Source organism: Parapedomonas caeni (assembly GCF_041060555.1).
Classification (GTDB): Bacteria; Pseudomonadota; Alphaproteobacteria; order Sphingomonadales; family Sphingomonadaceae; genus CAUJIW01.
Genome location: NZ_JBEUDS010000004.1, coordinates 40751 through 51990 on the forward strand (window position 1 = coordinate 40751; position 11240 = coordinate 51990).

Annotated in this window: 11 protein-coding genes; 6 read left to right on the forward strand and 5 right to left on the reverse strand. The window is 70.3% G+C overall.

The genetic code is table 11. The annotated features are described in order from the left end of the window. Positions 1-19: 19 nt before the first annotated feature. The 4 genes from ABU113_RS04345 to ABU113_RS04360 form a co-directional block, all read right to left on the reverse strand. Complete coding sequence (locus ABU113_RS04345; protein ID WP_454558258.1) at positions 20-934, reverse strand: diacylglycerol/lipid kinase family protein; 915 nt, start codon at positions 932-934, stop codon at positions 20-22. Positions 935-942: 8 nt separating this feature from the next. Continuing rightward, positions 943-2145, reverse strand: a complete 1203-nt coding sequence (rlmN, locus tag ABU113_RS04350) for a 23S rRNA (adenine(2503)-C(2))-methyltransferase RlmN (protein WP_454558259.1) — start codon at positions 2143-2145, stop codon at positions 943-945. Positions 2146-2238: 93 nt separating this feature from the next. Then, complete coding sequence (locus ABU113_RS04355; protein WP_454558260.1) at positions 2239-2745, reverse strand: invasion associated locus B family protein; 507 nt, start codon at positions 2743-2745, stop codon at positions 2239-2241. Positions 2746-2777: 32 nt separating this feature from the next. Continuing rightward, positions 2778-3458 carry a histidine phosphatase family protein gene (locus ABU113_RS04360; RefSeq protein ID WP_454558261.1) on the reverse strand — a complete coding sequence of 227 codons (681 nt, stop codon included), beginning with the start codon at positions 3456-3458 and terminating at the stop codon, positions 2778-2780. Between the two features lie 114 nt (positions 3459-3572). Between ABU113_RS04360 and ABU113_RS04365 the strand changes: the two genes are divergently transcribed. From ABU113_RS04365 to gyrB, 6 genes are all read left to right on the forward strand, one after another. Further along, the gene (locus tag ABU113_RS04365) at positions 3573-4277 is read left to right on the forward strand and encodes a CoA transferase subunit A (RefSeq protein WP_454558262.1); all 705 of its coding nucleotides are present in this window, start codon (positions 3573-3575) and stop codon (positions 4275-4277) included. Then, positions 4277-4927, forward strand: a complete 651-nt coding sequence (locus ABU113_RS04370; protein WP_454558263.1) for a CoA transferase subunit B — start codon at positions 4277-4279, stop codon at positions 4925-4927. Before ABU113_RS04365 ends, ABU113_RS04370 begins: the two co-directional genes overlap by 1 nt. 31 nt (positions 4928-4958) lie before the next feature. After that, a complete protein-coding gene (locus ABU113_RS04375; protein WP_454558264.1) occupies positions 4959-5297 on the forward strand; it encodes an ArsC/Spx/MgsR family protein in 339 nt (112 codons plus the stop codon). Between the two features lie 207 nt (positions 5298-5504). Then, positions 5505-6614: a DNA polymerase III subunit beta gene (dnaN, locus tag ABU113_RS04380; RefSeq protein WP_454558265.1), complete on the forward strand. Its 1110-nt coding sequence runs from the start codon at positions 5505-5507 to the stop codon at positions 6612-6614. Between the two features lie 61 nt (positions 6615-6675). After that, positions 6676-7860 (forward strand): DNA replication/repair protein RecF, encoded by a 1185-nt coding sequence (gene recF / locus ABU113_RS04385; protein WP_454558266.1) that lies wholly within the window; start codon positions 6676-6678, stop codon positions 7858-7860. Positions 7861-7865: 5 nt separating this feature from the next. Beyond that, entirely contained in the window at positions 7866-10292 is a 2427-nt protein-coding gene (gene gyrB / locus ABU113_RS04390; protein WP_454558267.1) for a DNA topoisomerase (ATP-hydrolyzing) subunit B, read from the forward strand. 34 nt (positions 10293-10326) lie between these two features. Here the strand turns inward: gyrB and ABU113_RS04395 are convergent, their stop codons facing one another. Beyond that, positions 10327-11106: an IclR family transcriptional regulator gene (locus tag ABU113_RS04395; protein WP_454558268.1), complete on the reverse strand. Its 780-nt coding sequence runs from the start codon at positions 11104-11106 to the stop codon at positions 10327-10329. Between the last annotated feature and the right edge of the window lie 134 nt (positions 11107-11240).

Below are 11240 nucleotides of genomic sequence, written 5' to 3' on the forward strand. Positions count from 1 at the left end.
ACCGGGCCATGCCGGCGGGCTATCGCGGGCAGCGCAGCCTTACGGTCTGGCGGGCCAGGCCGAAGATGACCGGGGCGCCGGCCTGGGCATGGCCGAGATAGTCGCCATCCACTTCCACCGCCACCCGGCCCGACGAGCGGCCGGCGGCGCCGGTCTCCTCCGCCGCGCCGACGCGGATTTCCTGGCAGGCGCGGCGTACCACGCCGGCCAGCCGGGTGTGGCGTCCCAGCGCCGCCGCGGCGACAAAGCGCGCCAAGTCGAGCCGGCCGCCGCCGGTCACCAGCAGCAGGTGCAGCCGGTCGTCGAACGGGTCGGCGCCCGGCAGCAGCCGGTGGCGGCCAGCGTAGAAGGGGCCGCGGGTGATGATGAGCTGGCTGCCTTCCAGTCGCTCGCCGTCGGCGTCCACCGTCAGCCGCGCCGGCGGCCCGGCGAGCGCGGTCTGCAGTCCGGCCCAGGCGTAGGCAGCCTTGCCGACCATGCGCTTGAGCCCGAGATCGACCCGGCGCACCGCCTCGGCGTCGAAGCCGGCGCTGGCCAGGCAGAGGAACGGCAGGTCGCGGGCAAGGCCCGGACGGAAGTCGCGGTCGGTGCCGTCGAGCACGGTGCGGGCAAGCGCCTCGGCGCCGGCCGGCAGGCCCAGCGTCAGGGCCATCACGTTGGCGGTGCCGGCGGGGATGATCGCCAGTGGTAGGCGCGTGCCGGTAAGGCCGCCCATCGCTTCCGCCGCGGTGCCGTCACCACCGGCCGCCGCCACCACGTCGGCGGCGCCGCTCAGCGCCAGCGCGCGGGCGATCTCGCGGGCGTGGCCGCGATAGGCGGTGGGCTCCACCCGCACATCGGCGCCCAGTCGGGTCAGCCGGTCGGCAACCTTCAGCGCCGGCCCCAGCCGCCGGCCGGCCTTCGGATTGGCGATGATGACGACGCGACGGGTCAACGGCGACCCTAGGCCGCGGGTGCGGCGAGGAACTGCGCTTCCTTCTCCGCCGCCACCCGGTCCAGCTCGGCGCGGCTGATCTTCTGGCTCGCTGACTTCAGCTGGCCGCAGGCGGCCATGATGTCGCGCCCGCGCGGGGTGCGGATCGGCGCCGAGATGCCGGCCTTGAAGATGATGTCGGAGAAGCGCTCGATGCGCTCCCAGTCCGAGCATTCATAGGCCGCGCCCGGCCACGGGTTGAACGGGATCAGGTTGACCTTGGCCGGCAGCTTGTACTGGCGGATCAGCCGCACCAGCTCGCGGGCGTCGGCGTCGCTGTCGTTCTTGTCCTTGAGCATGACATACTCGAAGGTGATGCGCCGCGCGTTGTTGGCGCCGGGGTAGTCAGCACAGGCCTGCAGCACCTGGTCGATGCCGAATTTCTTGTTCAGCGGCACGATCTCGTCGCGGATCTCCTTGGTCACCGCGTGCAGCGAGACCGCCAGGTTGACGCCGATCTCGGCGCCGGCGCGCGCCATCATCGGCACCACGCCCGAGGTCGACAGCGTGATGCGGCGGCGGGAGAGCTGGATGCCCTCCTCGTCCATGATGATGCCCAGCGCCTGCTTGACGTTGTCGAAATTGTAGAGCGGCTCGCCCATGCCCATCATCACGATGTTGGTGAGCAGCCGGCCGTCCTGTGCGCTCGGCCACTCGCCGAGGTCGTCGCGGGCGAGCATGATCTGGCCGACGATCTCGGCGGCGGTGAGGTTGCGCACCAGCTTCATGGTGCCGGTGTGGCAGAAGCGGCAGTTCAGCGTGCAGCCGACCTGGCTCGACACGCACAGCGTGCCCCGGTCGGCGTCGGGGATGAACACCGCCTCGTATTCCTCGCCGTCGACGGCGCGCAGCAGCCACTTGCGGGTGCCGTCGGTGGAGACCTGGGCGGTCACCACCTCCGGCCGGCCGACAATGAAGTGCGCCTCCAGCAGGGCGCGGGTGTCCTTGGCGATGTTGGCCATGGCGGCGAAGTCGGTGACGCCGCGATGGTAGATCCAGTGCCACACCTGGCCGGCGCGCATGCGCGCCTGCTTCTCCGGCACGCCGGCCTCGATCAGGGCGGCGCGCATCTCGGCGCGGTCGAGGCCAAGCAGGTCGCGGCGACCGTCGGCGCGCGGCGTCGGCGCCGCGCGGGGGGTGACGACCGGATCGATATGGCCGGGAATCTGCATGACCGTCATACTCGCGAAAACAGGATCAGGTCGCTCATGTAAGCGATTCTGGTCCGATTCACCAGTGGCGCGGTCGAGATGGGCCTGGCGGGCCTATTTTCCGCACGCCGCCGCCGCCGCGTCGAGCGCGGCGCCGAGGCCCTTGAGCGCGTAGCTGTCGGTGACGCGGGTGCCGCGGGTCGAGGTGGCGGTGACCTGCGCCGTCGCCCCCCGGCGCAGCGCGGCGACGATGGCCGCATCGTCCTGGGCGCTGGCGGCATAGGCGTTGGGACCATGCGGCAGCAGGGTCCAGCGCCGGCCATCGACGGCCAGCGTCAGGTCGCGCGCCGGGTCGGCGGCAAAGCCCAGCGTCGCCTGCACCTGCGCGCTGATCTGGCGGCCGGGGTAGCGCGCCACGGCAAGGCTGGCGGGATCGCGCCGCAGCGCGCCCTTGGCCGACGAGGTGGTGCGGCCGGGTTCGGCGATGGCGTAGCAGACGGGGTCGCCGCCGGCCTGTTTCACCGCGCCCCAGCCGTCATACAGCCCGAGCACGTCGCGCGCCGTTGCTGGCGGGGCGGCCAGCAGCAGCGGCGCGGCCAGCAGGCCGGCCAACAGGACCACCCGTCGGTGCCGGAGGGGAAGCGCCGACCCGCTCATACGCTCTTCAGCCGGTGCTCGCCGGTCGAGCCGGTGCCGACATGCACCGGCGCCTCGTGGCCGGCCTCGATGCGCATCACCGTACCCTGTGGCACGTCGTCGGCGATCGGCGTCGCTTCCGGGCCGTAGGGGGTGCCGCCCACCAGCAACCCGCGCAGCACCCGGGCGGTGATGCCGTGGGAGATCGCCAGCTGCAGCCCGGAGGCGGTGGCGAGATCGGCCACCCAGTCGCCCAGGCGAGCCGCGACCTCGGGGTACCATTCGCCGCCCGGTGGCCGCCGGCTGAACAGCCGCCGCTCCAGGTCGACGATGCTGCCGCTCTCGGCGACGATGTCGGCATAGGCGCGTCCCTCCCAGCCACCGACGTCGATCTCCAGCAGGCGCGGCTCCTCGCGGATGGCGAAGAAATCCAGCCCCAGATGCTCGGCGATGATGGCGGCGGTCTGCAGCGTCCGCCCGGCCGGCGAGGCCCACAGGGTCAGTGCCGGGCGCTCGCCGAGCGCGGCGCGCAGGGCCTTGCCCATGGCATGGGCCTGGGCGATGCCGGCATGGGTGAGCGGCGTGTGGCGGCTGGCGCCCTGCATCCGGCCGCCGGCGTTATAGACGGTCTCGGCGTGGCGGGCGAGCAGCAGCGGCGGCAGGGGGGGGGTGGCGGGACGGGCAGGTGAAGAAGACATCGACAAACATCCGGACATTTTTGCAGGGCGGATAGAGGGCGGATATTGCACCGCATCATGTTGCCAGCCGGGCCGGCGCCCGGTAAAGCACCTCCCATTACAGGGAGGCTGTCCATGAATAAAGTCTATCCCAATGCCGCCGCGGCCCTTGAGGGTCTGCTGTTCGACGGCATGACCGTGATGTCCGGCGGCTTCGGCCTGTGCGGCATCCCGGAAAACCTGATCGCCGCACTGCGCGATTCCGGCGTCAAGGGCCTCACCGTCATCTCGAACAACTGCGGGGTTGACGATTTCGGCCTCGGCCTGCTGCTGAAGACCCGGCAGATCGCCAAGATGGTCTCGTCCTACGTCGGCGAGAACAAGGAGTTCGAACGCCAGTTCCTCGCCGGGGAACTACAGCTGGAGTTCAACCCGCAGGGCACGCTCGCCGAGCGCATCCGCGCCGGTGGGGCGGGCATCCCGGCCTTCTTCACCGCGACGGGTGTCGGCACCGTGGTCGCCGACGGCAAGGAGCTGCGCGAGTTCAACGGCCGCACCTATGTCATGGAAACCGGCCTGGTCGCCGACCTGTCGATCGTCAAGGCGTGGAAGGCCGACACCGAGGGCAACCTGGTGTTCCGCAAGACGGCGCGCAACTTCAACCCGATGATGGCCACCGCCGGCAAGACCACGGTGGTCGAGGTGGAGGAAGTGGTGCCGGTGGGCAGCCTCGACCCCGACCACATCCATACGCCGGGCATCTTCGTGCAGCGGATCGTCGTCGGCACTTACGAGAAGCGCATCGAGCAACGCACCGTGCGCAAGCGGGAGGTGGCATAATGGCCTGGACGCGTGACGAACTGGCGGCCCGCGCCGCCCGCGAGCTGAAGGACGGCTTCTACGTCAACCTCGGCATCGGCATTCCGACGCTGGTCGCCAACTACATCCCCGAGGGCATGCACGTGGTGCTGCAGTCGGAGAACGGCATGCTCGGCATGGGGCCGTTCCCGTTCGAGGGCGAGGAGGACGCCGACCTCATCAACGCCGGCAAGCAGACCATCACCGCGCTGCCCTATTCCAGCTATTTCTCGTCGGCCGACAGCTTCGCGATGATCCGCGGCGGCCATGTCGACCTCACCATTCTGGGCGCCATGGAAGTCGGCGAGAACGGCGACCTGGCCAACTGGATGGTGCCGGGCAAGCTGGTCAAGGGCATGGGCGGCGCCATGGACCTGGTGGCCGGCGCCAAGCGCGTCGTGGTGGTGATGGAACACACCGCCAAGGACGGCTCGGCCAAGTTCAAGGAGCGCTGCGACCTGCCGCTCACCGGCACCGGCGTCGTCGACATGCTGATCACCGATCTCGCGGTGTTCAGCCGCGACGCCAAGAACGGTCGTTTCGAGCTGATCGAGATGGCGCCGGGCGTCACCGTCGCCGAGATCCGCGCCAAGACGCTGGCGGCCTTCAAGGTGGCGCCGGGTCTCGCCTGAGCGGGGCCGGGGAGCCTTGAGGAGAATGCCGGTGACCGACTTCACCTTCTGGCACAACACGCGCTGCTCCACCGCCCGCAAGACGCTGGCGCTGCTGGAGGAGCGCGGGGTCACGCCCGCTGTCCGCTTCTACCTCGACGACGCGCCGACGGCGGCCGAACTCCAGGCGGTGGCCGCCCGGCTGCCTGGCGGCATCGCGTCGCTGGTGCGCTGGAAGGAGCCGGAGGCCGCCGCGCTGAAGGGCGCCGACGACACCGCGCTGATCGCCGCGCTGGCCACCAACCCGCGGCTGATCGAGCGGCCGGTGCTGATCGGCCCCGCCGGTGCCCGGGTCGGCCGGCCGCCGGAAAGCGTGCTCGACCTTTTGTAAGCGCGAGCGCGCTCGACCCGCCACGGGTTCGGGCGCGCAACGACCGCCCGCCGCAGCGGCCTTGACCGGGGCGGCGTTTCAGTAGAAATATCCACAACTTTGCGAGGGCGGCGGCCACATTTAGAGTGGTGGGGCCGGTGCCCTCCGATATACTGTGTGCCATAGGGTCCACGGCCACGGGGCCGGACTGCGCGGAATGAGGGTTCGATGAGGGTAACGGTCGAGCGGGCGGCGCTTCTCAAGGCTCTCGCGCATGTGCAGTCGGTGGTCGAACGCCGCAACACCATTCCCATTCTCTCCAACGTGCTGATCGAGGCCGAGGAAGATGGCCTGCGGCTGATGGCGACCGACCTCGACCTGCAGGTGGTGGAAACGGCGCCGGCCAACACGGTGCAGCGCGGCGCCACCACGGTGGCGGCCCACACCATGTTCGACATCGTGCGCAAGCTGCCCGACGGCGCCCAGATCGAGCTGGCCTCGGCCGACGGCCGGCTGGCGGTGTCGGCCGGGCGCTCGCGCTTCCAGCTCGCCACCCTGCCGCGCGACGATTTCCCGGTGTTTGCCGAGGGCGACCTGCCGTTCGGCTTCACCATGCCGGCGCCGACGCTCAAGCAGATCATCGACAAGACCCGCTTCGCCATCTCGACGGAAGAGACCCGTTATTATCTCAACGGCATCTTCCTGCATGTCACCGACGAGGCCAACCCGGCGCTGCGGGCGGTGGCCACCGACGGTCACCGGCTGGCGCGCGTCGCCATCCCGCGTCCCGACGGCGCGGTGGGCATGCCGGACGTCATCGTGCCGCGCAAGGCGGTGGCGGAAGTGCGCAAGCTGCTCGACGAGCTGGACGGGGATGTCCACGTCACCCTGTCGCAGTCGAAGATCCGCTTCGCCTTCGAGAACGCGGTGCTGACGTCGAAGCTGATCGACGGCACCTTCCCGGACTATTCGCGCGTCATCCCGACCGCCAACGACAAGCTGCTCAAGGTCAACGCCAAGCAGCTGGCCGAGGGCGTCGATCGCGTCGCCACCATCGCCACGGAAAAGACCCGCGCGGTGAAGATGAGCGTCGACAAGGACAAGGTGACGCTGTCGGTGACCTCGCCGGAGGCCGGCACGGCGGCGGAAGAGCTGTCCGCCGACTATGGTTCGACGCCGCTGGAGGTGGGCTTCAATTCCCGCTACCTGCTGGACATCCTGGGCCAGATCGAGGCGGAGAACGTCGAGCTGCACATGGCCGACGCCGGTTCGCCGACCCTCATCCGCGAGGGCGACGACTCCCCGGCGCTCTATGTGCTGATGCCGATGCGGGTGTGAGCGGTCGGCGCGACGGCGCCCGGCCCGGACGGCGCCGCGTCAACGCCACCACCGCTGAACCATGACCGCTGAACCGCAATCCCGCTGGGTCTCCCGGCTGATCCTGACCAGCTTCCGCTCCTACGCCGAGGCCGTGGTCGAGGTCGGCCCCGGCCCGGTGGTGCTCGCCGGCCCCAACGGCGCCGGCAAGACCAACATTCTGGAAGCGCTGTCGCTGCTGTCGCCGGGCAAGGGCCTGCGCGGCGCCGCCTATGGCGAAATGGCGCGCCGCGGGCCGGCGGCGGGCGGCGCCGACTGGGCGGTGGCGGCGCGGGTCAGCGGCGGCCTGGCGCCGGTCGATATCGGCACCGGCATCACCGCGAGTGCGGCCCCCGGCGGGCCTGGCGATCCGTCGACCAGCCGGCGGCAGATTCGCATCGACGGCGAGACCGCGACCGCCGCCGCCTTGCAGGCCACACTCGGCCTGCTGTGGCTGACCCCGGCGCAGGACCGGCTGTTCGTCGAGGGCGCCAGCGGCCGGCGGCGCTTTCTCGACCGGCTGGTGCTGGCGCTCTATCCCGACCACGCCGGCCATGTCGCCCGCTACGAGGCGGCGATGCGCGAGCGGGCCCGCCTGCTGGAGGCTGGCAACGCCGATCCGCTGTGGCTGGCCGCGCTGGAGCGGCGGATGGCCGAGCATGGCGTGGCGGTGGCCGCGGCGCGCCGCCATGGCGTCACCGCCCTGCAGGCGCTGATGGACGCCGCCCCCGACGGGCCGTTCCCGCGCGCGCTGCTGGCGCTCGACGGCGCGCTGGAGGCAGCACTGGAGACCGCCAAGGCGCTCGATGTCGAGGACTGGGCGGCCGGCGAGCTGGCCAGCCGGCGCGGCGTCGACCGGGCGGCCGGGCGGGCCGGCTTCGGCGCCCACCGCACCGATCTCGCCGTCACCCACGCGCCCAAGGCGATGCCGGCGGCGCTGTGCTCGACCGGCGAGCAGAAGGCGCTGCTGATCGGCCTGATCCTGGCGCAGGCGCGGCTGGTGGCTGGTGAAACCGGCCGAAAACCGCTGCTGCTGCTCGATGAAATCGCGGCACATCTGGACGCGGACCGTCGCGCCGGGCTATTTGACATGCTGATGAACATGGGCGTGCAGGCGTGGATGACCGGCACCGATCTCGCCCTGTTCGAGGCCCTGGTCGCGCCGCTGCGCGGGCAAGGCCAGTTTTGGACGATCGACGCCGGACGCCCCGTCCGGCTGGACATTTGAAGGACATGCCAGTGAGCGACGAGACGCTGCCGACCGAGGACAGCTATGGCGCGGAATCCATCAAGGTTCTCAAGGGCCTGGATGCGGTGCGCAAGCGGCCGGGCATGTACATCGGCGACACCGAGGACGGCTCGGGCCTGCACCACATGGTGTTCGAGGTCACCGACAATGCCATCGACGAAAGCCTGGCCGGCTGGTGCGATCGCATCGATGTGGTGCTGAACCCGGACGGCTCGGTGACCGTGCGCGACAATGGTCGCGGCATCCCCACCGACATCCACCCCGAGGAAGGCGTGTCGGCGGCGGAAGTGATCATGACCCAGCTGCACGCCGGCGGCAAGTTCGACCAGAACAGCTACAAGGTTTCCGGCGGTCTGCACGGTGTCGGCGTGTCGGTGGTCAACGCGCTTAGCGAGTGGCTGGAACTGCGCGTCTGGCGCGCGGGCCAGGAACATTTCATGCGCTTCCGCCATGGCGAGGCGGAAGCCCCGCTCAAGGTGGCGGGGCCGGCCGACACCGACGATCAGGGCCGCGAGAAGCGTGGCACCGAGGTCACCTTCATGCCGTCGCCGGCGACCTTCAAGATCACCGAGTTCAGTTTCGAGCGGCTGGAGCATCGCTTCCGCGAGCTGGCCTTCCTCAACTCCGGCGTCCACCTCTATCTCACCGATGCCCGCCACGCCGAACCCAGGACGGTGACGCTATACTACGAGGGCGGCATCACGGCCTTCGTGAAGTATCTCGACCGCACCAAGACGGCGGTGATCCCGACGCCGGTCGCCATCCGCGGCGAGCGCGACGGCATCGGCGTCGACGTGTCGCTGCAGTGGAACGACAGCTACTACGAGCAGGTGCTGTGCTTCACCAACAACATCCCGCAGCGTGACGGCGGCACCCATCTGGCCGCCTTCCGTTCGGCGCTCACCCGCACGCTGAACAACTATGCCGACAGCTCCGGCCTGCTGAAGAAGGAGAAGATCGATCTCTCCGGCGAGGACATGCGCGAGGGCCTGACCGCGATCGTCTCGGTGAAGGTGCCCGACCCCAAATTCTCCAGCCAGACCAAGGACAAGCTGGTGTCCTCCGAGGTCCGCGCGCCGGTCGAGAGCATGATCAACGAAAAGCTCGCCGAGTGGCTGGAGGAGAACCCCGCCCACGCCAAGGCGGTGGTGCAGAAGATCGTCGATGCCGCCATCGCCCGCGAGGCGGCGCGCAAGGCGCGCGATCTCACCCGCCGCAAGGGGGTGCTGGATGTCGCCTCGCTGCCGGGCAAGCTGGCCGACTGTGCCGAACGCGATCCGGCCAAGTCCGAACTGTTCCTGGTCGAGGGCGACAGCGCCGGCGGCTCCGCCAAGCAGGGGCGCAACCGCGGCTTCCAGGCGATCCTGCCGCTCAAGGGCAAGATCCTCAACGTCGAGCGGGCGCGCTTCGACAAGATGCTGTCCTCGAAGGAAATCGGCACGATGATTTCCGCGCTCGGCACCGGCATCGGGCGGGAGGATTTCGACCTCTCCAAGCTGCGCTACCACAAGGTCATCATCATGACCGACGCCGACGTCGACGGCGCGCACATCCGCACCCTGCTGCTGACCTTCTTCTATCGCCAGATGCGCGAGCTGATCGAGGCCGGCCACCTCTATATCGCCCAGGCGCCGCTCTACAAGGTGACCAAGGGTCGCTCGGAAGTCTACCTCAAGGACCAGGCGGCGCTGGAGAACTATCTGATCGAGGCCGGTCTGGGCGACGCGGTGCTGGAGACCGCCCAGGGCCAGCGCGGCAGTGCCGATCTCAAGCATCTGGTCGACCATGCCCGGCGCATCCGCACCCTGCTCGACTATGTGCCCAAGCGCTACAAGCTGCTGCTGGTGGAGGAGCTGGCGCTGACCGGCGGCCTCGACCCCGCGCTGCTGGCCGATCCGGCACGGCTGGGCGCGCAGGCGGCCAAGGTCGCCGAGCGGCTCAACGCCTCGGGCGACGCCGGCTGGACCGGCGAGGCCAGCGCCGAGGGCGGTTACCACTTCGTCCAGACGGTGCGCGGCGTTGCCGACCATTATGTGCTCGACAAGGCGCTGCTGGGCTCGGCCGAGGCGCGCAAGCTGCACGCCACCGCCAGCGAGGAGGCCGCCACCTACGCCCGGCCGGCGATGCTGGGCTCGGTCACCATCCGCCGGCCGTCGGCGCTGCTCGACCATGTGCTGGAGGGCGGTCGCAAGGGGCTGAGCATCTCCCGCTACAAAGGTCTGGGCGAGATGAACCCCGAGCAGCTGTGGGAGACCACGCTCGACCCCGCCAACCGCACCATGCTGCAGGTGAAGATCGAGGACGCCGGCTCCGCCGACGAGATGTTCACCAAGCTGATGGGCGATGTGGTCGAGCCGCGCCGCGAGTTCATCCAGGACAACGCGCTGACCGTCGCCAACCTCGACGTCTGAGGCGGCATCGGGCCACCGCCCGCGCGGCGCTGCTTCACCCGTCCGCCTGCGGCGGCCCGGCGCGCTGAAGGCCGAGGCGGTCGCTGATGGCGCGCGCCTCCGCCATCACCGTGGCGGCGAGCGCGGCCTCGTCGCCGGTCGGCGGCTGATCGGCGGCGTAGGCCAGCACCAGGCAGCCAAGCAGGGTTGCGTCCTCGCCCAGCAGCGGCGCGGCGATGCCGGTGATACCGGGGTCGAGTTCGCCGCGCGAGATGTAGTGGCCGGCCTTGCGCACCGCCTGCAGGGTGCGGCGCAGCGCCAGCCAGTCGGCACCCAGCCGGGCGAGATCGGGGTCATCCCGGTGCGTCGCCCACAGCCGGCGCAGCTTGCGGGTCGGCGTGAAGGCCAGCGCGACGCGGGCCTGCGAGCCGCGGAACAGCGGCATCGTCCGGCCGCGCAGGAAGGTGAGCGCCAGCGGCTGGCGGCCGACGGCGTGGTGGACGTTGACCAGCCCCTGGCCATAGACCGCGCACAGCAGCACATGGCAGCCCGTGCGTTCGGCGATCGCCGCCATCGCCGACGTGCCGGCGCGCAGCACCGGGTCATAGGACTGGATCAGGTAGTCCAGCTCGATGATCTTGGGGCCGGGCAGGAAATGGCCCGCCCGCCGCGCCAGCAGGCCGATGTCGCACAGCTCGGCGGCATAGCGGTAGGCGGTGGCCTCGCTGGCCTCCAGCAGGGTGGCGAGGTCGGCCAGCGTCAGCTGCGGGCGCCGGTCCGAGAAGCCGTTGAGCACCGCGCCCACCCGCTTCAGCACTGAAGTCTCGCCACTCATCGCCGGCTCCCCAACCGTGACACCGGGCCTTGCGTCCCGCACCGCGCCCGTGCCCTGTCGGGCACGGCTGGCCGTCATCAACACCAACCATCCGGTATTTGCAAACCCCTTGCGCGGCCGCCCATGAATGTGAC

Bases quoted from the DNA above. Each gene is read 5' to 3' on its own strand.
- gyrB (WP_454558267.1), top strand. From the start codon at position 7,866: ATGCCAGTGAGCGACGAGACGCTGCCGACCGAGGACAGCTATGGCGCG.
- dnaN (WP_454558265.1), top strand. From the start codon at position 5,505: ATGAGGGTAACGGTCGAGCGGGCGGCGCTTCTCAAGGCTCTCGCGCAT.
- ABU113_RS04370 (WP_454558263.1), top strand. From the start codon at position 4,277: ATGGCCTGGACGCGTGACGAACTGGCGGCCCGCGCCGCCCGCGAGCTG.
- ABU113_RS04360 (WP_454558261.1), bottom strand. From the start codon at position 3,458: ATGTCTTCTTCACCTGCCCGTCCCGCCACCCCCCCCCTGCCGCCGCTG.
- ABU113_RS04365 (WP_454558262.1), top strand. From the start codon at position 3,573: ATGAATAAAGTCTATCCCAATGCCGCCGCGGCCCTTGAGGGTCTGCTG.
- ABU113_RS04395 (WP_454558268.1), bottom strand. From the start codon at position 11,106: ATGAGTGGCGAGACTTCAGTGCTGAAGCGGGTGGGCGCGGTGCTCAAC.
- rlmN (WP_454558259.1), bottom strand. From the start codon at position 2,145: ATGCAGATTCCCGGCCATATCGATCCGGTCGTCACCCCCCGCGCGGCG.
- recF (WP_454558266.1), top strand. From the start codon at position 6,676: ATGACCGCTGAACCGCAATCCCGCTGGGTCTCCCGGCTGATCCTGACC.